At 64.2% G+C, this 22,716-nt stretch carries 19 protein-coding genes; 6 read left to right on the top strand and 13 right to left on the bottom strand.

What is annotated here, in order from left to right; translation table 11 throughout:
- The first annotated feature begins 15 nt into the window (after window positions 1-15).
- From PST29_RS26755 to PST29_RS26735, 5 genes are read left to right on the top strand one after another with little or no spacing between them, the layout of a single operon-like run.
- Window positions 16-1,728, top strand: coding sequence for a DUF2138 domain-containing protein (locus PST29_RS26755; protein WP_060844746.1), 1,713 nt, complete (start codon window positions 16-18; stop codon window positions 1,726-1,728).
- On the top strand, window positions 1,713-2,372 hold the full coding sequence (locus tag PST29_RS26750) for a DUF1175 domain-containing protein (protein WP_060841286.1): 660 nt from the start codon (window positions 1,713-1,715) through the stop codon (window positions 2,370-2,372). Before PST29_RS26755 ends, PST29_RS26750 begins: the two co-directional genes overlap by 16 nt.
- Entirely contained in the window at window positions 2,369-6,946 is a 4,578-nt protein-coding gene (locus tag PST29_RS26745) for an alpha-2-macroglobulin family protein (RefSeq protein ID WP_082729301.1), read from the top strand. The genes PST29_RS26750 and PST29_RS26745 overlap by 4 nt, the downstream gene beginning before the upstream one ends.
- 1 nt (window position 6,947) lies before the next feature.
- Entirely contained in the window at window positions 6,948-8,591 is a 1,644-nt protein-coding gene (locus tag PST29_RS26740; protein WP_060844744.1) for a DUF2300 domain-containing protein, read from the top strand.
- 3 nt (window positions 8,592-8,594) lie between these two features.
- Window positions 8,595-9,413 carry a YfaP family protein gene (locus PST29_RS26735; RefSeq protein ID WP_060841283.1) on the top strand — a complete coding sequence of 273 codons (819 nt, stop codon included), beginning with the start codon at window positions 8,595-8,597 and terminating at the stop codon, window positions 9,411-9,413.
- On the opposite strand, the gene PST29_RS32565 is transcribed toward PST29_RS26735, so the two are convergent.
- Window positions 9,400-9,528, bottom strand: coding sequence for a hypothetical protein (locus PST29_RS32565; protein ID WP_258230389.1), 129 nt, complete (start codon window positions 9,526-9,528; stop codon window positions 9,400-9,402). The two genes, PST29_RS26735 and PST29_RS32565, sit on opposite strands and share 14 nt — an antisense overlap.
- Between PST29_RS32565 and nirK the strand changes: the two genes are divergently transcribed.
- On the top strand, window positions 9,527-10,618 hold the full coding sequence (nirK, locus tag PST29_RS26730; protein WP_060845178.1) for a copper-containing nitrite reductase: 1,092 nt from the start codon (window positions 9,527-9,529) through the stop codon (window positions 10,616-10,618). The genes PST29_RS32565 and nirK overlap by 2 nt on opposite strands.
- A gap of 53 nt (window positions 10,619-10,671) precedes the next feature.
- Here the strand turns inward: nirK and PST29_RS26725 are convergent, their stop codons facing one another.
- The 12 genes from PST29_RS26725 to PST29_RS26670 all read right to left on the bottom strand — a co-directional run bounded on the left by PST29_RS26725 (window position 10,672) and on the right by PST29_RS26670 (window position 22,687).
- On the bottom strand, window positions 10,672-11,748 hold the full coding sequence (locus tag PST29_RS26725) for an alpha/beta hydrolase (RefSeq protein ID WP_060844743.1): 1,077 nt from the start codon (window positions 11,746-11,748) through the stop codon (window positions 10,672-10,674).
- Window positions 11,749-11,885: 137 nt separating this feature from the next.
- Window positions 11,886-12,341 carry a DUF3828 domain-containing protein gene (locus PST29_RS26720; protein WP_060844742.1) on the bottom strand — a complete coding sequence of 152 codons (456 nt, stop codon included), beginning with the start codon at window positions 12,339-12,341 and terminating at the stop codon, window positions 11,886-11,888.
- 10 nt (window positions 12,342-12,351) lie between these two features.
- On the bottom strand, window positions 12,352-12,723 hold the full coding sequence (locus tag PST29_RS26715) for a hypothetical protein (RefSeq protein ID WP_060841280.1): 372 nt from the start codon (window positions 12,721-12,723) through the stop codon (window positions 12,352-12,354).
- A 179-nt stretch (window positions 12,724-12,902) separates the two neighbouring features.
- Window positions 12,903-14,084: a GGDEF domain-containing protein gene (locus tag PST29_RS26710; protein WP_060844741.1), complete on the bottom strand. Its 1,182-nt coding sequence runs from the start codon at window positions 14,082-14,084 to the stop codon at window positions 12,903-12,905.
- Between the two features lie 142 nt (window positions 14,085-14,226).
- On the bottom strand, window positions 14,227-14,718 hold the full coding sequence (locus PST29_RS26705) for a hypothetical protein (RefSeq protein ID WP_232513183.1): 492 nt from the start codon (window positions 14,716-14,718) through the stop codon (window positions 14,227-14,229).
- Between the two features lie 446 nt (window positions 14,719-15,164).
- On the bottom strand, window positions 15,165-15,692 hold the full coding sequence (ppa, locus tag PST29_RS26700) for an inorganic diphosphatase (RefSeq protein ID WP_011063696.1): 528 nt from the start codon (window positions 15,690-15,692) through the stop codon (window positions 15,165-15,167).
- A gap of 239 nt (window positions 15,693-15,931) precedes the next feature.
- The gene (locus PST29_RS26695) at window positions 15,932-16,744 is read right to left on the bottom strand and encodes a zinc-dependent peptidase (RefSeq protein ID WP_060841278.1); all 813 of its coding nucleotides are present in this window, start codon (window positions 16,742-16,744) and stop codon (window positions 15,932-15,934) included.
- A gap of 5 nt (window positions 16,745-16,749) precedes the next feature.
- Window positions 16,750-17,406, bottom strand: coding sequence for a DedA family protein (locus PST29_RS26690; RefSeq protein ID WP_060841277.1), 657 nt, complete (start codon window positions 17,404-17,406; stop codon window positions 16,750-16,752).
- Window positions 17,407-17,643: 237 nt separating this feature from the next.
- A complete protein-coding gene (locus PST29_RS26685) occupies window positions 17,644-18,102 on the bottom strand; it encodes a GNAT family N-acetyltransferase (RefSeq protein ID WP_016966085.1) in 459 nt (152 codons plus the stop codon).
- 107 nt (window positions 18,103-18,209) lie between these two features.
- Entirely contained in the window at window positions 18,210-19,034 is an 825-nt protein-coding gene (gene eutC, locus PST29_RS26680; protein ID WP_060844740.1) for an ethanolamine ammonia-lyase subunit EutC, read from the bottom strand.
- Window positions 19,035-19,045: 11 nt separating this feature from the next.
- Entirely contained in the window at window positions 19,046-20,440 is a 1,395-nt protein-coding gene (locus PST29_RS26675) for an ethanolamine ammonia-lyase subunit EutB (RefSeq protein ID WP_060844739.1), read from the bottom strand.
- Window positions 20,441-20,491: 51 nt separating this feature from the next.
- Window positions 20,492-22,687 carry an ethanolamine ammonia-lyase gene (locus tag PST29_RS26670; RefSeq protein ID WP_060844738.1) on the bottom strand — a complete coding sequence of 732 codons (2,196 nt, stop codon included), beginning with the start codon at window positions 22,685-22,687 and terminating at the stop codon, window positions 20,492-20,494.
- Window positions 22,688-22,716 lie beyond the last annotated feature (29 nt).

The following is a 22,716-nucleotide window of genomic DNA, read 5'->3' as shown; positions in this document are numbered from 1 at the left end:
TGGGCTTTGTGAATCATGAGCGAAAACACCGCATCCCCGGTGGCCGGCGTGCCCGGCCCTGAACAATCCGGCAGCAAACGGCGCTGGCCGGCTCTGGTCGCGGGCCTGTGCCTGGTGGCGGCCGCCATCGCGGGCGTGGGCTGCAAGCCCAAGACCCCGCAGGCCGATCTGGCCGGCGACAAGCTGGGCCTGAGTCGTCCTGACGGGCTGCTGGAAACCCATTCCCTGACGCAACTGCCCAAGGACCTGCTGGCGGTGCCTTTCCTCAAGGAAACCCTGACCGAGGACTTCGTCTTCTACTATCAGGCCCACGCCGACCGCCTGGGGCTGATCGGCAGTCTGCGGCGGATCATCTACGAGCATGACCTGAAACTGCAGGACAACCTGATCGAACAACTGTTCGACCAGCCGGCGGACGTGGCGTTGTGGCGCGGTGCCGACGGGCGCCTCAAGGACTTCCTGCTGGTGATGGACCGCGGCGGCCTGGCCAAGCTGCTGGAGCCTCTGGCCAAGGTCGCCCTGGACGACACGCAACTGAGCAAGCTGGCCGAGCTCAAGGTCGGTGGCGATGCGGTGACGCTGTACCAACTGAACTACAACGCCGGCAAATCCCTGGCGTTCGCCTCCCACGGCGACAAGCTGGTGGTGTTGTCCAACCCGAGCAAACTGTACGACCTGAGCCAAGGTGCCGACGATCAACACGGCGCCGTCTCCACGGCGGCCCTGGAGGCGCTGCTCAACGGTGACAAGCTGTTCCCCGAGGCGTTCGGCCTGGAGGCGCGCAAGCCCGAGGTGCAGCAGCGGTTGGCGGTCAACGCCGGTGTCCTGGCCATGGGTTACCAGCGGTTCATCCCCAACTTCGCCGGTCTGCGTTTCGACATGGACGACAAGGGCTGGCACAGTTATCTGGCCCTGCTGGAGCAGGACAACCAGCCGGACTTCGACTTCAAGCCGATCTGGCAGGCCATGCCCATGGGCGCCAGTGCCTGCGTGGCGCTGCCTCTGGCGGCGGAGCAGCAGAAGCCCTTGCTGGTCAAGCTCGGTGCTGAAGAAACGATGGCCACGACCCTGACCGAGCACATGGCCGGCACCGCCGGGCTGTGCTGGTACGCCGATTCCCGGCTATACACGCCGCTGTTGGTGGCCAGCCTCAAGGACAAGGACAACACCCGGCTCGATGGAGAACTGGGCAAGCTGTTCGGCTCCATGGTCGGGGCCCGGGAAAGCAAGGTGCCGGAGCGCCTGTTCCCGGTGGTCGAGCAACACAATGGCGAGGTGCACCAGTGGCAGCGCCAGGTCAGCTCCAACTTCGGCCAGTACCCGGCCAAGGAGGCCAAGGACCCGCAAGCCATCACCGGCCGCGCCTTCATGCAGGTCAGCCTGGCCCGCCACGGTTCGACCCTGGTGTTCTCCCTGGACGACAAGTTGGTGACCAAGGCCCTGGGCACCCTGGACAAGCGCTTCCCGCCCCTGGCCGACGTGGTGCCCAAGGATGCGCTGATGCCGGTGTACCTGGGCCCGCAGTCCCTGGCGCAGCTGATCCAGCAGGAAACCTTCGACAGCCTGCCCCAGGACATGGAGCCGGTGTTCAACAACGCCGCGCAAACCTACCTGGTGCCCAAGCTGCGCACCCTCGGCGGTTATGGCAAGTACGCCCTGACCCTGCCTGAAGGCAGTGAGCCCAACGGCCACTGGCAATGGCTGCCCCTGCAATGGCGCGCGCTGTGAGTGCATGGCGCAAGAGTCTGTCCAGCCTCGGCCTGTTGGCCCTGTTGCTGAGCAATGCCGTGGGCGCGACCCAGGTGCCGCCGCTGGACGTGCAGCAGTCCCAGGTGTTCCGTGCCTGGTTCGTGCGCATTGCCCAGGAGCAACTGAGCCAGGGGCCCAGTCCGCGCTGGTATCAGCAGGACTGCGCCGGGCTGGTGCGCTTTGCCGCCAACGAAGCGCTCAAGGTCCACGACAGCAAGTGGCTGCGGGCCAACGGCTTGTCCAATCGCTACCTGCCGCCGGAGCTGCAATTGAGCGAAGGCCAGCGTGGCCTGGCCCAGCAGTGGCAGCAGGGCGGCGGCCAGACCGGGCCCTACGTCAATGCAATCAAGCTGATCCAGTTCAACAGCCACCTGGTCAGCCGTGACCTGGGTCAGGCGCGCCCCGGCGACCTGCTGTTCTTCGACCAGGGCGACGACCAGCACCTGATGATCTGGATGGGCCGCAACATCGCCTATCACACCGGCACCACCACCCCCACCGACAACGGCATGCGCTCGGCCAGCGTGCAGCAACTGATGACATGGAAGGACACCCGATGGATACCCGACCCCGCCAACCCCAACTTCATCGGCATCTATCGACTGAACTTCCTCACCCAATGAGCGAATCGCGTATGTGGCGTTTTCTGTTTCGACTGACTGTTGTTCTGACCCTCGCGGCCCCCGCGAGCCTGGTCAATGCCGAAGACTCGGTGCCGTCCAGCGATTACGCGGCGGTCTCCGGCGAGAGTTTCTTCCTGCTGGCCGACAGCAGCTTTGCCAGCGACGAGCAGGCCATGGTGCGCCTTGAGGCCCCGGGTCGGGATTACCGGCGCTTTCGCATGGAGCCCTACGGCGGCGCCGACATCCGGGTGTACCGGATCAACCAGCCGCTGGACTTCCTCAAGCGCCAGAAGAACCTGCACCGGGTGGTCAGTGACGGTCAGTTCAAGGGCGAGGGCCTGTCCAACACCCTGGCCTACCTGTGGGACAACTGGTATCGCAAATCCCGTCGGGTGATGCAGCGGGCGTTCTCCTACGAGTCGCGCAAGCAGGTGACCGAGGAGGTGCCGGAACTGAAGGTCGGCAACTCCCTGCTGGCGCCCACCCCCTATGACGCCCAGCCGCAGTTCGCCCTGATCCCGGGGCTGCCGCTGGTGACCCAGTTCCGTTATCCGCTGTGGCAGGCCAAGCCGATCCAGCCGCCGGCCGGGGTTGACCTGTCCGGTTCCTCCAGCCAGTTCATCAACGTCGCGCCGGGCAACGTCTATATCCCCTTGGGGCAACTCAAGCCGGGCCTGTACCTGGTGGAAGCCCTGGTGGGCAAGTACCGCGCCACCACCATGGTCTTTGTTTCCAACACCGTGGCGGTGAGCAAGATAGCCGGCGATGAACTGCTGGTCTGGGCCGCGGGCAAGCATGAAGGCAACTCGGTGTCCAAGGTCAACGTGCTGTGGACCGACGGCCTGGGCGTGATGAACAGCGGCGCCACTGACGAGCAGGGCCTGGTGCGCCTGAAACACGTCAGCCCCGAGCGCTCCTACGTGATCGGCGAGGACCAGGAAGGCGGGGTATTCGTCTCCGAGAATTTCTATTACGACAGCGAAATCTACGACACCAAGCTCTATGCCTTTACCGACCGGCCGCTGTATCGCCCGGGGGACTGGGTATCGCTGAAAATCGTCGGCCGCGAGTTCAAGAATGCCCGGGATTCGGTGCAGCCGGGGGCCGGCACGGTGAATGTCAGCGTGCTGGATGCCGCTGGCACCGCGCTGCAGAACCTGACCCTGAACCTGGATGCCAAATCCGGTACCCAAGGCCGCTTCCAACTGCCGGAAAACGCCGTGGCCGGTGGTTATGAGCTGCGTTTTGCCTACAAGGACCAGGTCTACAGCAGTGCCTTTCGCGTGGCCGAATACATCAAGCCGCATTTCGAGATTTCCCTGAGCCTGGCCAAGCCGGATTTCAAGACCGGTGAGCCGGTGAAGGGCAATCTGGTGCTGCTCTATCCGGACGGCAAGCCGGTGGCCAATGCGCGCCTGCAGCTGAGCCTGCGGGCTCAGCAACTGTCGATGGTGGACAACGAGCTGCAGTACATGGGCCAGTTCCCGGTGGAACTGACCAGCGCCGAGCTGACCACCGACGCCAAGGGCAGTGCCACCCTCGATCTGCCGGCGGCCAGCAAGCCTAGCCGCTACATGCTCACCGTGTTCGCCAGTGACGGCGCGGCCTACCGGGTCAAGACCACCAAGGAAATCCTCATCGAGCGCGGCGCTGCAAGCTTCAGCCTGAGTGCGCCACAGCGCTTCAGCGCCGCTGGCGACAAGGTGCAGTTCAGCTACGTCAACCAGAACACCGGCGAGCAGAGCCAGAAGGTTTCCCCCAGCCGCTACAGTTGGGTGCGCCTGGAAGACCAGTCCACCGGCGAGGGCAAGCTGGGCGAGGCCGACAAGGGCTTTGCCCTGGCCTTCGAGCGTCCCGGCACCTACAACCTGACCCTGAAGGACGAACATGATCGGGTCCTGGGCGGCACCAGCCACTCGGTTACCGGCGAAGGGGTGAAAGCGGTGCCGGGTACCGTGGAAATCGTTATCGACAAGCCCGAGTACCAGGCCGGTGATGAAGCCCTGGCGCTGATCACCTTCCCCGAGCCGATCAACGATGCGCTGCTGTCGCTGGAGCGCGACAAGGTCGAGGCCACGGCGCTGCTGTCCAAGGGCGGTGACTGGCTGAAGGTGGAAAAACTCAGCCCCACCCAATACCGCGTGCGGGTCCCGGTGAAGGACAGTTTCGCGCCGAACCTGACCTTCTCCGTGCTCTACACCAAGGGCGGGGAATACAGCTTCCAGAATGCCGGGATCAAGGTGCTGACGCCGCAGATCGATGTGGCCATCCACACCGACAAGGACAAGTACCAGCCGGGTGACCTGGTCACCGTGGACCTGTCCACCCAGTTCGCCGGCAAACCGGTGCCGGCGCACCTGACGGTCAGCGTGGTGGACGAAATGGTCTACGCCCTGCAACCGGAAGTGGCGCCAAGTATCGACCAGTTCTTCTATCACCCACGGCGCAACAATGTGCGCACCAGCGCCAGCCTGTCGTTCATCAGCTACGACGTGGCCCTGCCGGGCAGCCCCACCGCACCAGGCAAAGCCAACCGCAGCGAACGCGGGGTCAAGGTGCTGGAGCGACCACGGCGCGAAGACGTTGACACCGCTGCCTGGCAGCCGGAGCTGGTGACCGATGGCAGCGGCAAGGCGCGTTTCACCTTCCGCATGCCCGACTCCCTGACCCGCTGGCGCATCACTGCCCGGGCCATCGCCGATGACGGCCAGGTGGGGCAGAAGAAGCAGTTCGTGCGCTCGGAAAAAGCCCTGTACCTGAAGTGGAGCGGCCCGACCCGCTTCCGCAGTGGCGACAAGCCGGAGCTGGGGGTGTTTGTTTTCAGCCAGTCCGAGCAGACGGCCAAGGCCGAGCTGGTGGTTCGTTATGCCGGGGAGTCCCAGCGTCTGCCGCTGACCCTCAACAGCGGTATCAACTACGTGGCCCTGCCGGCCATTGCCCCGGGCAACGGCGAGTGGAGCGCCGAGCTGGTGCAAGGCGGCAAGACCGTGGATGCCCTGGCCGTGCGCCTGCTCAGCAGTGCCGCCGGTTGGCAGACGGTGCAGACCCAGAGCCTGGACGTGGCCGGCACCAGCACGCCGTTGGGCCTGCCGGCCGATGCCGCGCAGATCCGCCTGCGCCTGGACGACAGCCCGCAAGCGCTGTTCCGTTCGGCCCTGGACGACCTGTTGGAATACCCTTATGGCGGCGTCGAACAGACCGCCAGCCAACTGCTGCCGTTGAGCGTTGCCTACCCGGCGCTGGCCAGCAACCCGCAGATTCGCGATCGCTTGCGCCTGATCATGCAGAACAGTCGCCTGCGCCTGGTGCACATGGCCGGGCCGGAAGCGGCGTTCACCTGGTGGGGTGAAGACGCCGATGCCGACGCCTTCCTCACCGCTTACGCCTATTACGCCGATTGGCATGCCAGCAAGGTCATGGACCTGAACCTGCCGCCGGAGCACTGGCAGCGGGTGCTGGAGGTCTACGCCAAGCAGGCCGGCAATACGCCGTTGCTGCAACGGGCGCTGATCCTGTCCTTCGCCCGTGAGATGAACCTGCCGATCGCGACGCTGGTCAGGGGCCTGATGGACGATCTGGCCAAGGTCGGTAGCGGTCCGGCTGACAGCGTGGACGCTGGAAGCAGCGACAGCCTGGTGATGGCGGATGCGGATTCGGCCCTCGGTCTGGCCGCTGCCCGGGTGTTGACCGCGGCCCTGGCGCGGGACGCCAAGGTCACCCCGCCACCGGCCTTCGTGGCGCAGTTGGACGCGGCCCAGCAACAGCTCGACCTCAGTTCGCAGCCGTTCGCTCAGGCCCTCAACCTGTCCTTGAAGCCTTTCGATCAAGCGACGGCGCGTGCCCTGCTGCAACGCCTGCTGCCATCGCAACCGACCCTGGACCGGGCCCTGGCCCTGACCTGGCTGCAGCGCAGCGTGGCTCAGGCCGCACCGGCCGTGGCCCTGAACCCGGGGCAGGGCTGGCAACAGCAGCAAGGCGCCAGCGGCGAACGCTACTGGCTGTGGCAGGGGCCGCAGGTGCCTGCGGTGCTGACCCTGGACCCATTGCCGGAGCGGCCGTTGCGTGCGTCGCTCAGTTACCAGAGCCAACTGGAGGCGGGCACGCCCTTGCCGGTGAACATCACCCGTCGTCTGTTGCGCCTGGTGCCGGGCGACGAGGCGTTCACCTTCAAGCTGGAACCGGTGGGCAACAAGCCGATCGCCAGTGACGGCCTGTACCTGGACGAAGTGATCATCGCCAACGAGAGCAAGCGGCCGCTGCTGTACGGCATGCTGGAAGTGCCGCTGCCGCCGGGTGCCGATGTCGAGCGCACCACCTGGGGGATCAAGCTGGCCGGTCCTGCGGGCACGGAAGCGGCGTCCCTGGAGAAGGCCCGCTTCGAACCCGGGCAGATGAGCTACGCGGTGCCGCTGGATGCCTTGAACGACAGCAGCGAAGTGCGTCTGCGGCACTTGATCCGCTTCTCCCAGAAGGGCCAGTTCAACCTGCCTGCGGCACGTTTCTATCAGGTCTACGCGCCGGAGCATCAGGCTCGGGAGCGCACGCCGGCACTGGGTCAGGTCACGGTCAAATAACATGACGCGGTGTTGGGCCTGGTTGTGCCTGTGTCTACTCCCTGGGCTGGTGACAGCCCAGGACGAGCCTCTGCGCCTGGCCTGGAAAACCGCCCCGGACAGCGAGCTGGTGAGCCTGAGCAAGACCCAGGTGCTGGCTCGCGAGCCGTTGCCCCAGGACCTGCAGGCACCCCTGGGCAGTGTCTGGAAGCTCTTTGTCTATGCCTGGTTGGCGGATACCGGCGCGCAAGAGCCGGCCTATGCCTGCCAGGGCAAATCCAAGGACGAGGTCTATTGCTGCACGGCCGGTGGCAGCATCGCCCGGGATCAGGCCCTGGTCCGTTCCTGCGGGTTGTACTTCGAGCCGCAACGCTTGCAGCTGTCCAGCGCCGACTGGCGCCAGTACTGGCAAGCCCGCCATGCGCCCGAGTGGTTGCGCGATCTCGACCGCCTGCAGCCGCAGACCCGGGTGCCGGTGGCGGAGCTGTTGCAGGTGCTGGCGCAGTTGCCGGCCCAGGAGACGGCACGCCGGGTGCTGCTGGATGTGGTGCTCAACGCCTCCGATGGCGCGGTGTTGGGAGCCTTGGGCGGGCGCCTGCGGGTCAAGACCTGGAGCTGGCTGGCGGACCAGGACCCGCAGTCGCGCCAGGGCGGTTTTGCCGGTTGGCTGGTGGACGGCACACCCCTGTGGGTGGGGGGACGAGGCACCAGTCAGCGGGTGTTGAAGGATTACGCCCAGGTTCTGGACCAGGTACTGCCGCAGCGTCCGGCCCTGGACAAAGGCCGTTGCGTGGAGGTCAGCCTGTTCTCCCGCTATCCGCTCAAAAGCGTCAGCCAGAATGCCCGGGCCGCCAGGCCAGGTGCCCTGCAAGGGGATTACCAGGTGGAATTCGCCAATGGCAATCAATTGGATATCCACAGTGGCGGCGAGCTTTTCCTGCAAGCTGACGCCTCGGCCCTGCAACTGGTGGCCCGTCTGGACCGCGAGGAATACGTGGCCCGGGTGCTGCAGCGCGAGGCCTCCAGCGAACCCCGGGAAGCCGCCAAGGCCCTGGCCGTGGCCATACGTACCTATCTGTTGCAGAACGCCGGGCGCAGTGGTGAATGCCTGAGCATCGATGACAGCAGCAACCGCCAGCGGGTCGCTCCGCGTCCGGCCACCGCCGAGGCGCGGGCCATCGCCGCCTGGACTGCCGATCTGGTGCTGGCCGGAACCCAGGTCACCTACCATTCGGATCTGCAGGCGCCGGACAAACTGTCTTGGCAACAGGCGGTGGAACAGGCCCGGGCCGGCCAGGGCTACGACGCGATCCTGCTCCACGCTTACCCGCGGGCCAGCCTCAGTCGCTGGGACAATCCAAAGGCTTCCTGCGAGCCCTTGCCGGCCGCTCAGGACTGGCTGCTGAACCAGCGTCGGCGCTGGCGCCAGCCCCTGGAACAGGAGGTCGGCTACAACGAAATCAGCCAGTTCGCGGTGTGCCGCCTGAGCTTCGGCCGGCCCTACGTCGACCGTGAACGGCAGCGCATCTACGTGCGTGGCGTGCTTTCGCTGCAAGACCGCCTCGACCTGACTCACGAATACCTGCACCTGGCCTTTGAAGCTCATCCCAACGGCCAGGATGAAACCTACATCGAAGGGCTCGCCCGTCATCTTTTATTGGAATAGGCCATGAAACTTCCTGCTCCCCCGGTCCTCCTGTTCCTTTGTGGAATGTTCAGCCTGCCCATGGCCCTGGCCGACAGCGGCATTCGGCTCGACACGCCCAAAGGCGGCTGGCGGACCCGCGCCGTCGATGGCGAGCAATACATGCAGGAGGTCAATTACCCGGCCTCCTCGGTGAACACGCCCCAGGGCCAGGCCGATAGCGCGCGCATCAGCGGGCAGATAAAAGGCGCGCCGAAGGCCAACAAGGCGCCGGGCAAACTGATCGTCAACGGCGTCAGCATGCCGCTCAAGTTCGATGAACAAGGCGGTTTCGACCGGCCTTATGCCTTCCCCAACGGCAGCAACAGCGTGGAGGTGCGCAGCCCCGACGGTCAGCAGCGCAAGCGCGTGCAGTTCCTCAATACCGGTGGTGGCGTGACCCCGCCCAAGTTGCGCGTGCTGCTGTCCTGGGACAGCGACAACACCGACCTCGACCTGCACCTGGTGACCCCCGATGGCGCGCACATCTGGTACGGCGATCGCGTGGCCCCCAACGGCGCGACCCTGGACGTGGACGTGACCACCGGCTACGGCCCGGAGATCTTCTCCATGCCGGCGCCGCTCAAGGGCCAGTACCTGGTGTATGTGAACTACTACGGTGGCGGCTATCGCAGTGACGAGGATGCAGATGGCGGCCAGGAAAACGCCGTGCAGCCGCTGACCACGGCCCAGGTCACGGTGATCACCGAGGAGGGCACGCCGGATGAGAAGAGCGAATCCTTCATCGTGCCGATGCGTGCCCCCGGAGAGCTGACCCTGGTGCGCAGTTTCAGCTATCCATGATCGGGCTCAATTGCTGCGCCTGCCCGGGCATTGCTTCATTGCCCTGAGACAATACGAGCGCCCGGCGTTTGCCTTGCAATGAAGCACCATTCATTGGCAGGGAAATGCGCAACATGGGTGCTTTTCAATCGTGGTTGAAGTGCTGTGTGATGGCCGGCTGCTGTGTCTCCGGCCTGGTGTTGGCCGCGGGCGCCGACGGGTTGCAGCGGGTCAAGGTGGATCTGGTGACGCCGCCTCAGGTGCATGCCCATGAACAGGTGGTCAGCGGGCCACCGAAGGTGGTGCAGTTCCACATGCAGGTGGAAGAGAAAAAGATGGTGGTCGATGACCAGGGCACCACGCTGCAGGCCATGACCTTCAACGGCTCCATGCCTGGTCCGACGCTGGTGGTGCACGAGGGCGACTACGTCGAACTGACCTTGAGCAACCCGGCCAGCAACAGCATGCCCCACAACATCGATTTTCACGCCGCCACCGGCGCCCTGGGCGGGGCCGCGCTGACCCAGGTCGTACCGGGCCAGGAGGTGGTGCTGCGGTTCAAGGCCGATCGCAGCGGCACCTTTGTCTACCACTGCGCGCCGTCGGGCATGGTGCCCTGGCACGTGGTCTCGGGCATGAGCGGAACCTTGATGGTGCTGCCGCGCGATGGCTTGAAAGACCCTGCCGGCAAGCCCTTGCACTATGACCGGGCCTACACCATCGGTGAGTTCGATCTGTATATCCCCAAGGACAAGGACGGGCATTACAAGGACTACCCGGACCTGGCCTCCAGCTACCAGGACACCCGTGAAGTGATGCGCAAGCTGACCCCGAGCCATGTGGTGTTCAACGGCCGGGTTGGGGCTCTGACCGGGGCCAATGCGTTGACCGCCAAGGTCGGGGAAAGCGTGCTGTTCATCCACTCCCAGGCCAACCGCGACAGCCGTCCGCACCTGATTGGCGGCCATGGTGACTGGGTCTGGACCACCGGCAAGTTCGCCAATGCCCCTTTGCGCAATCTGGAAACCTGGTTCATCCCCGGCGGTTCGGCGCTGGCCGCGCTCTACACCTTCAAGCAGCCCGGCACCTACGTGTACCTCAACCACAACCTGATCGAGGCCATGGAGCTGGGGGCCCTGGCTCAGGTCAAGGTCGAAGGCACCTGGGACGATGACCTGATGACCCAGGTGAAGGCCCCGGGGCCCATTGTTCCGGCCAAGCCTTGACCTGAAGCCGCGCCGTGGCCGCGGGGTTCAGGCCGCAGCGCCGTGGCTTGGCGTCAGAGGTTCAGGGCGAACTTCAGGTAGCCCGGGTACGCCTGGCGCCAGTCGTCCTGGAAGGTATGCCCCTCGGCATGCTCATGGCTCTGGACCTGGTTGCCGGGCGCCAGGGCCTGCTGCGTGGTGGCGGTGAGCTTCTGGTTGCTTTCGTGCTCCTGGGCGCCGTGGACGATGACGATGCGCTTGTCCCGGGCCCGGGGTTCGCCGAACGGAATCCGGTAGCCACCGGGGGATAGCAGCAACGCGCCGCTGTATTGCTGCGGGTACTCGGCGATCAGGTGCGAGGCATGTTCGGCGCCTTGGGAGAAACCCATCAGGGCGATGCGCGAGCGGTCGATGCGGGTCTGCTTTTCCAGCTTCTTCAGGGCGGCGCTGACCGCCTCCTGGGTGCTGTCCACCGAATGCGGCTGCCACATGAACTGATGCTCGTCGCGCTTGAGGGTGCCGTTGATGCCCACCAGCACCGCCTGCTCGCCCACAAGGTCGGCGCGCATGTCGATGCCGTCGCTGCCTTCGGTGCCGAATCCCGACAGCCAGACCACCACCGGCCAGCCTTCGGCGGGGGCCTTGCCCTGGGGAATGCTGAAGGCCGCCAGGCCGGCATCCTTGGCCTTGGCCGGGTAGTTCTTCTCGGCGGCCTGCAGCAGCTTCTGGTAGGCCGGGGTCTGCTGCAGTGATTGCAGTTCGTCGTCTTCCTTGAGGATCACCCACTGCCAGAAGCCACGCTCGCGGGCCTGATCGAGGAACTCGGCGGCGCGCGTGTTCTTGTTCATGGCGGCCAGGCTGCCAGCTGCCTGGTAGGCGGCGTAGGCATTCTTCGGGTCGAGACGGGCGGCGGTCAGGTAGTAGGCGAGGGCGCCGGCGTAGTTGTCGTGCTGGCTCTTTTCGTTGTCCCCGGCTTCGATGAAATCGGCCGGCGTGGCGTCGTCCAGGTACAGATTGGCCATGGCCGCCAGGCCTTGCCAGCGGCCTTTGGCGACGTCCTGCTGGTCTTCGGCGTGGACGTTGGTGAGGCTGAGGGCGGTAAATAGGCAGAGGAACGACAGCGGCAGGCGTACAGCGGCCGGCAACGACATGACTGAGAGTCCTTTTTCAGTGGAAGACGCCTCGGGCGGGTGCCCGAAACGGCGCGCAGCTTAACATGGCAGGTCGCGTCCCTCGACGACCTGCGCATTTGCCGTTGTCAGTCTTGCAGCGGGGCAGAGCTCGTCGTTCAGTCGCTCTGATCGGTGGTGGAAAGCACTTCGTCGATCTTCCAGCAGCCCTTGTCCTTGATCATCCGTACATCGACGATCTGGGTGGTATCCGGGGTGCTGCCCAGCGTGACCTGTTCCTTGGCGCTGGAACCCTTGATCTGCGGCTCGCTGACCTTGATCTGGGTCAGCCACTCATCCATGTAGTCCTGGGCCTTGAGGAAGTAGTCCTCTTCCAGGCCATCGGGGCTGGCCATCTGCTTTTTGATCTTGGCGATCAGCGAGTCGGAGACGTACTTCTTCATTTCCGGGACGCTGTCGGTGATCGGGTCCTTGTCTTCGCTGAAGGTTTGCAGGTACCAACTGTAGAACGCCTGGGTGACAGGCTTGGGCGAACTGGCGCAGTCGGCCAGGGCCAGTGGCTGATGCAGGGCGACGGCGGCCGCGGCCAGCAGCGAGCAGAACAGCATTCTCATGGAGGACCCCTTACGGATGGCGATAGATTTTGTAGTCGGGCTTGTGCACCCGATAGGAATGCCCTGGGTAGAAACCGTGCAACTGCTTGAAGTCTGACACCCAGAGTGAACCGTTGAACATCGCCATGTGCCCATGGGGATGGCCGGGAATCGGCTGAATGATCACTACATCACCGGCCTGAGGCGTCTGGCCAGCGGGTTGCTCGACGAATCCGGCCGAGGTCAGGGATGAGCCGAAGTCCTTGGCCGAATGCTTCCTGTGCAGAATCACCCCACCGCCGCCAGCCTCGATCGCCTGGCGGGTGTAGGCGGCACAGCGTCCGGTACTGCCGGCGTGAGCATGCGCGTTCAAGTGATCGATAGCGGCTTGTTTATTCCACATTCCTTGTCATCCGAGAGTCCTTGAGAGCGGCGATTTTATTCTTGCGCGGGGATGCCGGAAATACTGGCTAAGTGCCTTGTGAGTGGGCATTGGGCTGTGGGTCACAATTATGCCGCCGGATCCTGGCGTCGTGCTCATGTCGGCCGGGGATCGGCCGTTTTGCCTGTGCTTCACGCCGTTCAGCTCAACTGCAGCACAGACGTCCCCCGCGTAACGGTCTGGACCCGGTTACGCCCTTGATCCTTGGCGCCATACAGGGCCTCGTCTGCCTGGGACAGCAGGCGCGAGAGCTCGTAGCCTGCGGTTTGGCTGCTTACCACACCAATGCTGACGCTGAGCAGGCCGGGGGCCAGCAACGGCAGGTGGGCAAAGCCCTCACGGATTCGCTCGGCCACTTGAATGGCGGTCTGTTCATCAGCCGTTGCCAGGAGGCAGGCGAACTCTTCGCCGCCGATCCGAGCGAACACGTCCTGCTTGCGCAGGGTCTGCGTCAGCACCTGGCTGAAGGCAATCAGCGCCTGATCGCCGGTCTGATGACCGAAGGCATCGTTCAAACGCTTGAAGTGGTCCAGGTCGCACAACAACAAGGCCACCGATTCGCCGCGACGGCGGCATTCGATCAGCATCCGCTCACCGTTGACCATGAATGCCCGGCGATTGCCGATGCCGGTCAGAGCGTCACAAAAGGCCGCAGCCTTGAGGCGCAGTTCGACCTGCTCCTTGACCATGGACAAGGTCACGTAGGCGATGCCGATCACATACAGCATCGACTCGAACAGCATGAAGGAGAAAAACGGCACCCCGGCGCCGTAGCCTTTGAGTGCCTGATCCAGCCCCAGGCCCTGATCGATGACGGCGCGCACGCTGTAGAAAACGGTATGCAACAGGGTCAGGGCCAGGGCGGGCAGATAGGCGACCTCCAGGCGCTGGCGGCTGCGCCAGAACTCCAGCATTGTCAGCAGGCCATAGCTGGCGACCAGCAGCGAATAGACCGAGACTCGCACCGTCATCGATTGATAGAAGGACGGAACCAGGCACAGGCACAGGCCCAGCCAGACGGCGGCCCCGGCGAGCATGCCCGGCAGATGGGGCGCACGCCCGGTGAAGACGCGCATTGCCGTCCAGTTGAAGGCTGCGCTGAGCAGCAGGGTCATGTTGCCGAGCACCTTGGGCACGTAATCCGCTCCCTGGTCGCGCAAGCTCACCAACACCATGCCCACCGCGGCCAGCAGCATCATGCCGCCCAGATAGGCCAATGGGCGCTCGCGGGTTTCCCGTAACCAGGCATGGAAGGTCAGCAGACTCATCAGGAAGAAAATGAAGACCGAGACTACGAGCAGGGTTGGGATGTGCAGGACCATGTCCTAAGGTTCTCGTTTGCGTCGTCTCTAGGGCGCGGCGTCGAAGCCCGCTGCCGGAAGGTTGGCGAATTGCCATCAAGGGACGGGATTGTAGCGAGAACTCAGGGGCCACGGGGGATGTTGCTGCAACAACGGTCCGAGCCTAGCGGAACACCCCGCAGACCGCGTTGCCCTGGTATCCATGCATGATCGGCCCGAGGAACATGAACGGGCCGCAGGCGTAAAACTCCGAGCTGATTTTGTGGCTTGAGTACAGGAGGGGGGCTTCGATGCCGCCTATATCATTGCCGTATGAGGTGGCGCTGTAGGACTCGCAAACCGGCAATTTCAGCGGGATGGGCAAGATAACCGCCCAGACGGTGGTGCCACACCACTGGCGTTCGGCAGTGCTCTTTTGCGTGCGGGTGATGACCGGTGTCATCGAGTTGCCGATGAGCGTCTGGTGAGCCGCGGTCTTTGTGACCTGTTCCTCGGGCATGTCCACCCAGGCACCGACACAGCCGCAGAGGCCAAGGGCTGCCAGCGTGGTCATCAGCGTGCGTGTGCTGGCCAGCCACAAGGGGCGCGCGGTGATGGCGTTGCGCTTGATGGCTTGAGGTGAGAGCGGGACTGCAAAGCTGGGTCGGTCGTGCATCCTGCACCTGCTGTGGGAGTGGCCAGTTCTTCCCGTGCCCGGGTTTCAGGCATTAAAAAGCCGGCTTGTGGCCGGCTTCTCGGGGACTGGCTTGGTTCATTTTTGGTAAACCGCACCAGCCTTCAAAACGTACACCCAGCTCTTGCGGCTGGCTGTGGGACTGGGCGGGAAAGTCATCCGCTTCGTCGGGCGATCTGACCGCAGAAAGGGTCGATGCGCAAATGTGGGGCGCAGCATACGCAGGTTCGCCGGGAATTCCCAGTGCAAAGCGCGATCCAGAGGCCTTGAGGGCGAAAATAGTGCGTGGGAATGTGTTGCGCGATGCGTATCTGGTGCAAGCCCGTTCGCCGGCAAGCCGGTTGCTGCGGGAAATCGCGGGCACAAAAAAGCCCCGATCACTCGGGGCTTTCTCTTGAAGCTTGTCGCTCGAAGCCTGCAGCTGCTTCTCAGCCTTTATAGGCCGCGACCGACTTCAGGATCTCGGCACGGGCCGCGTCAGCGTTGCCCCAACCGTCGATCTTCACCCACTTGCCTTTTTCGAGGTCTTTGTAGTTCTCGAAGAAGTGCTTGATCTGTTCCAGCAGCAGGGCTGGCAGGTCGGTGTATTCCTTCACGTCGACGTACAGCTGGGACAGCTTGTCGTGAGGAACCGCGATCACTTTGGCATCGCCGCCGCCGTCGTCGGTCATGTTCAGGATGCCCACTGGACGGGCGCGGATTACCGAGCCTGGCGCTACTGGGTAAGGGGTCACGACCAGCACGTCGAGGGGGTCGCCGTCGTCAGCCAGGGTGTTGGGGATGAAGCCGTAGTTGGCCGGGTAGAACATGGGGGTGGCCATGAAACGGTCAACGAACAGGCAGTCGCTGTCTTTGTCGATTTCGTACTTGATCGGCGCGTGGTTGGCCGGGATTTCGATAGCGACGTAGATGTCGTTCGGCAGGTCTTTGCCCGCCGGAATCTTGCTGTAGCTCATTGGGCGTTGCCCCCGTTAGTTGACCAAATGACTTGGCCGGATTGACCAAAAAGTGGCGGCGATTATAGACACACTCCGCTACCGATGCCACGTGCCAAGGGTCGTAGAACCTTGGTTGTACTGTCGCGCAGAGCGGTCCGGCTGTACCGCGCGACCGGTGGTTTTACCATCGGTCGCCAGGCGGGGAAGTTGTCTTTCAACCGGCCTGCAGATGAACAACGTAACAGCGCGACAGGAACTTAGTGGTGCGTTTGATAGACCGGGTCTTCAGCCTGAAGTTGCTGTAGCCGGGCCAGGGGATTCTGCCGATAAAACAGCTGCAACTGTGCATAGACTTTCGGATAGGCCGCCACCAGCAAGTCCGGGGCGCTGAAGAAGTATTCGCTGGTGACGGCGAAGAATTCGGCCGGGTTTTCCGCTGCGTAGGGATCGATGGCGGTTTCGGCGTCCGGGTCGTGGTCGAGTTGACGGTTGAGGTCGTCGTAGGCGCTCTGCATCACCTGGGCCCAGTCGCTGACTCGCATGTCGCTGTGCAGCGGCGGCAGGCCATTGGCGTCGCCGTTGAGCATGTCCAGCTTGTGGGCCAGTTCGTGGATCACCAGGTTGTAGGCTTCCCAGCCGCCGCTGGCTTGCACCCCGGGCCAGGCAAGGATGATCGGCCCCTGTTGCCAGGCTTCGCCACTGTGCTCGCCATCCCACTCATGCTCGATACCGCTGGCATCGCGGTGGCGCTGGGGGCTGAGGAAGTCGTCGGGGTAAAGGATGATTTCGTGGAAGCCCTGGTACCAGTTCAGGTCGCCCAGGTGCAGCAGCGGCAGTTGCGCCTGGGCCGCCAGCAGCAGGCGCTGTTCCTGATGCAGTTCCACGCCGGGCAGGGTGGTGAGGTGCTTGTCGTCCAGGAACAGCACGCTGGCTTCGCGTAGCCACTGGTCCTCGGCGGCGCTGATGCCGTCGAGGAACGGTAGTTGCTGGCGTACCCGCTGCCAGGTGTCATCGCTGACCGGATGCTTGGCCAGCCGGCGCTTGCGGCGCCAGGCGCTGAGGGACCACATAAGGTTTAGCGGGTTTCGACTTTTTCAGCACTGCGGGCCAAGCGGCTGCGCAGCACGCCAATGATCATCGGCACCAGGGACAGGAGGATGATGGCGACCACCAGCAACGAAAGGTTTTTCTTGATGAACGGCACGTTGCCGAAGAAGTAGCCCAGGGTCACCAGGCCGCCGACCCAGAGAATGGTGCCGGCCACGCTGAAGGCAAAGAACCGCGGGTAGGGCATGCGGGCCACACCGGCGACGAAGGGCGCGAAGGTGCGGATGATCGGCAGGAAGCGGGCCAGGGTCACGGTCTTGCCACCGTGTTTCTCATAGAAGTCGTGGGTTTTCTGCAGGTAGTCGCGGCGGAAGATCTTCGAGTTGGGGTTGCTGAACAGGCGTTCGCCCGCCGTTCGCCCGATCACGTAGTTGGTGCTGTCGCCAAGGATGGCCGCCAGCATCAGCAGGCCGCCCAGCAGCACCGGGTCCATGCCGCCGCCCGCAGCGACTGCGCCGGCGATGAACAGCAGGGAGTCGCCCGGCAGGAACGGCGTCACCACCAGTCCGGTTTCGCAGAAAATCACCAGGAACAGGATGGCGTAGATCCAGGGCCCGTAGTTGGTCACCAGCATGTCGAGATAAACGTCGAGATGAAGGATTAGGTCGATCGGGTTGAAATCCATGGGGGCACCTGTGGTGACAGCCTGGCTCTGCAGGCCTGTGCGATGACTCGAAGAAAGGGACTACAAGGAGGATGTAGCTTTTCTTACGATCCGAAAAGTTCGGCATTATAAAGGCTGACAGGTGAAATGCGCGTTCAGATTGTAGCCGGGCGTTTCGGTTTGCGAGGGGGAGCAAACGCAGAGGATTTGATGTTCGCCGCAGCTGATAAAGCGGCCCTGAGGCCGCTTTTTTGTGGGTCAGTCATCGCTCAGCGGCAATATGTAGTTCTTGAATTCGGTGTCTTCGCGAAACCCCATGGACTCATAGGTTTTCTGTGCCACGGCGTTGTTGCTGCTGGTGGAAACCCGCAGCCGCACGGCATTGGATTCCTTGGCCATTTTCTTCGCGGTGCGCATCAGGTTGTCGGCCACCAGCTGGCGGCGGGCGTCTTCGGCGACGTAGATGTCGTTGAGAATCCACACGCGCTTGAGGGACAGCGAAGAAAAACTCGGGTACAGCTGGCAAAAGCCCAGCAACTTGCTGCTGTCATCATCGGCCAGGGCCAGGTAGATCACCGATTCCTTGCGTCGCAGGCGCTTTTCCAGAAAGGCCCGGGACGAGTCCGGATAAGGCAGGGCGCCATAGAATTCACGGTATTTGACGAAAAGCGGGGTCAACAGATCCAGGTGCTCGAGGGTTGCTTGAGTAATCCGCATGGGTAGCTCTCAACTTCAAGTGGATGTGACGGCACAGGTTGGATGACTCGGGCAGCCGTGTCCCGATGCTGCCCAAAGCGCTGAAAAAGCGCAATCGTCTTGCAACGTCACGCTTGAGGTGGGTCCAACAGGAAATTGCCCTTCATATTCGCCGGGGAATCGTTGTCCAGGGTCTGTATCTGTGCCTCGTCCTTGAGATTCACCCCCGACAGTTGCCGACGGCAGGCTTCGCGCATCAGGTACAGCAGGCGGTGGGCGGCCATGCCGTAGCTCAGGCCCTCCAGGCGCACGTTGGAGATGCAGTTGCGGTAGGCGTCGGTCAGGCCGACTTTTGGCTGATAGGTGAAATACAGCCCCAGGCTGTCGGGCGAGCTGAGGCCGGGGCGCTCGCCGATCAGGATCACGGTCATCTTGGCCCCTAGCAACTCGCCGATTTCGTCGGCCACCGCCACCCGGCCTTGCTCCACCAGGATCACTGGCGACAGCGACCAGCCCTCGGCGGCGGTCTGCTCTTCCATGCGCGCCAGGAATGGCAGGGTGTGGCGATGCACCGCCAGCGCCGACAAACCGTCCGCCACCACCACCGCCAGGTCGACCCCGCCGGGATGGGCACTGGCGTAGTCGCGCAGGCTCTGGGCCGATTCATCACTGAGTCGGCGCCCCAGATCGGGGCGTTGCAGGTAACTGTGGCGATCCGTGGCGGCGCTGTGCACCAGCAGGCTGTCACGGCCGCGCTCGGCCAATTGGGAGCGCAGGTTCGCGTGGTCGAAAGGCAGGTGCACCGCGTCCCGGGCCTGGGCGTGGGCGAACTGGAAGTCCAGCTGGGCGCCGGTGGGCAGGCTGGTGCCGGTACGGCCCAGGGCAATGCGTGCCGGGGTGAGGCGGCGCAGCTCCAGCCAGGGGTTTTGCGAGTCGCTCGGATGTTTTTGCATGAGCCTGTTCCTTATCCCAACTGGGCCAGCGCCTGGCGGAACGCCGGCGGCAGGTTGTTGCCGAAATGCACCTTGCCATCGGCCTGGGTGAAGATGCCGGTCCTGGCCAGCCACTGCTCGAATTCGGGGGCGGGTTTCAGGCCGAGGGTCTGGCGGGCGTAGAGCGCGTCGTGGAAGGACGTGGTCTGGTAGTTGAGCATGATGTCGTCGGAGCCGGGGATGCCCATGATGAAGTTGATCCCGGCCACGCCCAGCAGGGTCAGCAGGGTGTCCATGTCGTCCTGGTCGGCCTCGGCGTGGTTGGTGTAGCAGATGTCGCAACCCATGGGCACGCCCAGCAGCTTGCCGCAGAAGTGATCTTCCAGCCCGGCGCGGATGATCTGCTTGCCGTTGTACAGGTATTCCGGGCCGATGAAGCCGACCACGGTGTTCACCAGGAACGGCTTGAAATGCCGGGCCACGGCGTAGGCGCGGGTTTCGCAGGTCTGCTGGTCGACGCCGAAGTGGGCGTTGGCCGACAGGGCGCTGCCCTGGCCGGTCTCGAAGTACATCAGGTTCTGCCCGAGGGTGCCGCGGTTCAGGCTCAGGCCCGCTTCGTAGCCTTCCTTGAGCACGTTGAGGTTGATGCCGAAACTGGCGTTGGCCGCTTCGGTACCGGCAATCGACTGGAACACCAGGTCCAGGGGCACGCCGCGGTTGATGGCTTCGATGGAGGTGGTGACGTGGGTCAGCACGCAGGCCTGGGTCGGGATTTCGTAGCGCTGGATGATGGCGTCGAGCATTTCCAGCATGGCGCAGATCGAGGCGATGCTGTCGGTGGCCGGGTTGATGCCGATCATGGCGTCGCCGTTGCCGTACAGCAGGCCGTCGAGAATGCTTGCGGCAATGCCCGCCGGCTCATCGGTGGGGTGGTTGGGCTGCAGGCGGGTGGACAGGCGCCCGCGCAGGCCCAGGGTGCCGCGAAACTGTGTCACCACGCGAATCTTCTGCGCCACCAGCACCAGGTCCTGCACGCGCATGATCTTCGACACCGCGGCGGCCATCTCCGGGGTCAGGCCTGGGGCCAGGGCCCGCAGGCTCTGCTCGTCGGCAGCGTCGCTGAGCAGCCAGTCGCGAAAGCCGCCCACGGTCAGGTGGCTGACCGTGGCGAAGGCCTGTTTGTCATGGCTGTCGATGATCAGCCGGGTGACTTCGTCGGTTTCGTAGGGAATCAGCACCTCTTCGAGAAAGTGCTTCAAGGGGATGTCCGCCAGGGTCATCTGGGCGGCGACCCGCTCGCCGTCGTTGAGGGCGGCAACCCCGGCCAGAAAGTCGCCGGAACGGGCCGGACTGGCCTTGGCCATGACGTCCTTGAGGCTGTCGAAGCGATAGGTCTGAGAACCTACGCTGTGGGAAAATTGGGCCATCTCAGTCTCCGTTTCAACGATGTAGGGGCGTTGCCGAGTGCTGGCGGATCATCAGGATGCCACCTTCTTCAGCAGGTTTTCCAGGCGGTTGCCGGCAGCCCTGTGCTGGAGGATGGCAAAGGCCTTTTCCGCCACCAGGCTGCCGCCTTCCAGCGGTGGCAGGCCACCGCGGTAGATGTTCGAGATCACGGTGTATTCGTAGCGAATGTCCGGGTTGCCGCTGAACTGCGCGGCGGCGCGGCGGGCCTGGTCGTCCGGCAGGCGGTAGCCCAGGTAGGCGGACATGCTGCGCGAGGCCAGGGCATCACCGCCGGGGCGCTCGCCGATCAGCACGATGATCAGTTGCGGTTGCAGCGCTTCGCCCACCGATTCCGCCAGCTTGACCCGGCCATAGGGCGCGAGGATCGGCTGGCCGATGCGCAGCTCGCGGCTCTGCAGGCCATCCAGCAACACCGGCAGCAGTTCGGGAATGTTGTGGTGGATGGCTTCGGCGCTGAGGCCGTCGGAAATCACGATCTGCACATCGTTGTATTCCGGTTGCAGGCGCTGCAGCACCTCCTCGGTCAGCCGCGCCCCCAGTTCCGGGTCTTGCAGGTGAGCCAGCTTGTCCGGGGCCGCGGTGCGCAGCTCGCGCAGAGCAATGGCGGCGATTTCGGCGGGGCGCAGGTCGACGTAGATCGCTTCCCGGGCCACCGCCAGGTTGGCCCGCACCGTGCGCGACACCCTGTTGGCCGGCCGCGGGCCGGCGTTGTCGAAGCCGTAGGTGGCCGGGGTGGATTCCAGCAGGCGCTGGAAGTCGATGTCCGACGCGCAGAAGATCCTCGGATTGCCCCAGTTCGGCCCGCGCTCCACGTTGCCGTGGGCATCCTCCTGGAAAATCCCCTTGCCCAGGGCCCAGCGCAGGTATTCCGGGGCCGGTGCCAGGTCGTGGACTTCGCGCAGGGTCTGGTTGTCGTGGGCGCTGGTGTCGAAGTAGGCGAGCATGCGATCGGTGCTCAGGTACACGTCCATGAAGAAGTTGGCGCCGGCGGCGGTCAGCAGTTCGGTGGCCATCTGCTGGCCTTCCAGGGTCACCTGGGAGTGCAGGGTGTAGCAGGGCGCCATGCCCATGGGCAGCCCCAGCAGCTTGCCCATGAACTGGTCCTGCAGGCAGGAGTAGGTCATCTCGAAGTTGTCGAGGTGGGTTTCCGGGCCGATGAAGCCGGTGACGTTGTTCACCATGTACGGTCGATAACGCCGGGCCAGCCCGTAGCACAGGGCCTCGCAGGTGGCCATGTCGATGCCCTCGTGCTTGCCGTAGGTCAGCTCGCTGCCCTGGCCGGTCTCGAAGTACATGAAGCTTTCCGCCACCTCCCGCAGCGGGCCGCGCTCGGCCATGGTCTGCCAGGCCTGGTCGAGCAACGGCACGGTGACGTCGAATTCGTCGGTCAGGGTGCGTTCGGTGCCGGCCAGGCTCTGGAACATGATCTCCACCGGCGCGCCCTGGTCGAGGCAGGCCAGTTGGGTCTTGATGTGGGAGAGCACGCAGATCTGCGTCGGCGCCCCGGTTTCCCGGCGCAACTTGTCCAGGTGGTGCAGGGTGGCGCTGATGTTCTCCACGGTGTCGATGGCCGGATTGAGGCCGATCAACGCATCCCCCGAGCCCATGCTCAGCCCGGTGTAGACCAGCAAGGTGATGCCGCTGAGGTTGTCGGTGGGATGGTTGGGCTGCAACCGTGACGACAGGGTGCCGGGCAGGCCCACCAGGGTGCGGGCCTTGGCCGCCGCGCCGCTCTTGAGTTTTTTCGACAGCAGGATCAGCTCGTGCACATCCAGCAGCTTGGCCAGGGCCGCCGCCATCACCCCGGTCAGGGCCGTGCCGATACGGCGTATTTCGGTGCCGTGGCTGCGCAGCAGGCGATCTTTCAGGGCGCCCAGGGTCAGTGGGGCGATCTCGTCGAAGACGCCGTGGTCGATGTCGTAGTTGACCTGCATGACGCTGTCGATGCGCCCGTGGCGATCGGTCAGCGGGTGTTCGAAATAGTGCGCCAGGGTCAGCTCCGAGAGCACCTTGCGCGCCGCTTCGCGGGTGATCTCGTCCACGGCGGCCAGCCCTGCCACCCGGTCGCCGGCCTTGCTGATGTCGGCGGCGCCGAGCACCGCCTTGAGGCTGCTGAAGGCGATCTCGCGATCCAGCACCCGGGTGCTGTAGCCACGCTCGGCCGGGACGGCGGGAAGGCGGATGTGCTGCAGTTCGGTGAGTGACATGGCAAGAGGCTCCTTGGCCGGCATCGGCA

It is taken from the genome of Pseudomonas sp. St29 (assembly GCF_001547915.1).
Taxonomy (GTDB): Bacteria; Pseudomonadota; Gammaproteobacteria; order Pseudomonadales; family Pseudomonadaceae; genus Aquipseudomonas.
Note: the sequence above shows the minus strand (reverse complement) of the source record. Positions and strands in the feature narration are given on the sequence as shown.

Coding starts and splice junctions, on each gene's coding strand:
- PST29_RS26755 (WP_060844746.1), top strand. CDS start 16: ATGAGCGAAAACACCGCATCCCCGGTGGCCGGCGTGCCCGGCCCTGAA.
- PST29_RS26750 (WP_060841286.1), top strand. CDS start 1,713: ATGGCGCGCGCTGTGAGTGCATGGCGCAAGAGTCTGTCCAGCCTCGGC.
- PST29_RS26745 (WP_082729301.1), top strand. CDS start 2,369: ATGAGCGAATCGCGTATGTGGCGTTTTCTGTTTCGACTGACTGTTGTT.
- PST29_RS26740 (WP_060844744.1), top strand. CDS start 6,948: ATGACGCGGTGTTGGGCCTGGTTGTGCCTGTGTCTACTCCCTGGGCTG.
- PST29_RS26735 (WP_060841283.1), top strand. CDS start 8,595: ATGAAACTTCCTGCTCCCCCGGTCCTCCTGTTCCTTTGTGGAATGTTC.
- nirK (WP_060845178.1), top strand. CDS start 9,527: ATGGGTGCTTTTCAATCGTGGTTGAAGTGCTGTGTGATGGCCGGCTGC.
- PST29_RS32565 (WP_258230389.1), bottom strand. CDS start 9,528: ATGTTGCGCATTTCCCTGCCAATGAATGGTGCTTCATTGCAAGGCAAA.
- PST29_RS26725 (WP_060844743.1), bottom strand. CDS start 11,748: ATGTCGTTGCCGGCCGCTGTACGCCTGCCGCTGTCGTTCCTCTGCCTA.
- PST29_RS26720 (WP_060844742.1), bottom strand. CDS start 12,341: ATGAGAATGCTGTTCTGCTCGCTGCTGGCCGCGGCCGCCGTCGCCCTG.
- PST29_RS26715 (WP_060841280.1), bottom strand. CDS start 12,723: ATGTGGAATAAACAAGCCGCTATCGATCACTTGAACGCGCATGCTCAC.
- PST29_RS26710 (WP_060844741.1), bottom strand. CDS start 14,084: ATGGTCCTGCACATCCCAACCCTGCTCGTAGTCTCGGTCTTCATTTTC.
- PST29_RS26705 (WP_232513183.1), bottom strand. CDS start 14,718: ATGCACGACCGACCCAGCTTTGCAGTCCCGCTCTCACCTCAAGCCATC.
- ppa (WP_011063696.1), bottom strand. CDS start 15,692: ATGAGCTACAGCAAGATTCCGGCGGGCAAAGACCTGCCGAACGACATC.
- PST29_RS26695 (WP_060841278.1), bottom strand. CDS start 16,744: ATGTGGTCCCTCAGCGCCTGGCGCCGCAAGCGCCGGCTGGCCAAGCAT.
- PST29_RS26690 (WP_060841277.1), bottom strand. CDS start 17,406: ATGGATTTCAACCCGATCGACCTAATCCTTCATCTCGACGTTTATCTC.
- PST29_RS26685 (WP_016966085.1), bottom strand. CDS start 18,102: ATGCGGATTACTCAAGCAACCCTCGAGCACCTGGATCTGTTGACCCCG.
- eutC (WP_060844740.1), bottom strand. CDS start 19,034: ATGCAAAAACATCCGAGCGACTCGCAAAACCCCTGGCTGGAGCTGCGC.
- PST29_RS26675 (WP_060844739.1), bottom strand. CDS start 20,440: ATGGCCCAATTTTCCCACAGCGTAGGTTCTCAGACCTATCGCTTCGAC.
- PST29_RS26670 (WP_060844738.1), bottom strand. CDS start 22,687: ATGTCACTCACCGAACTGCAGCACATCCGCCTTCCCGCCGTCCCGGCC.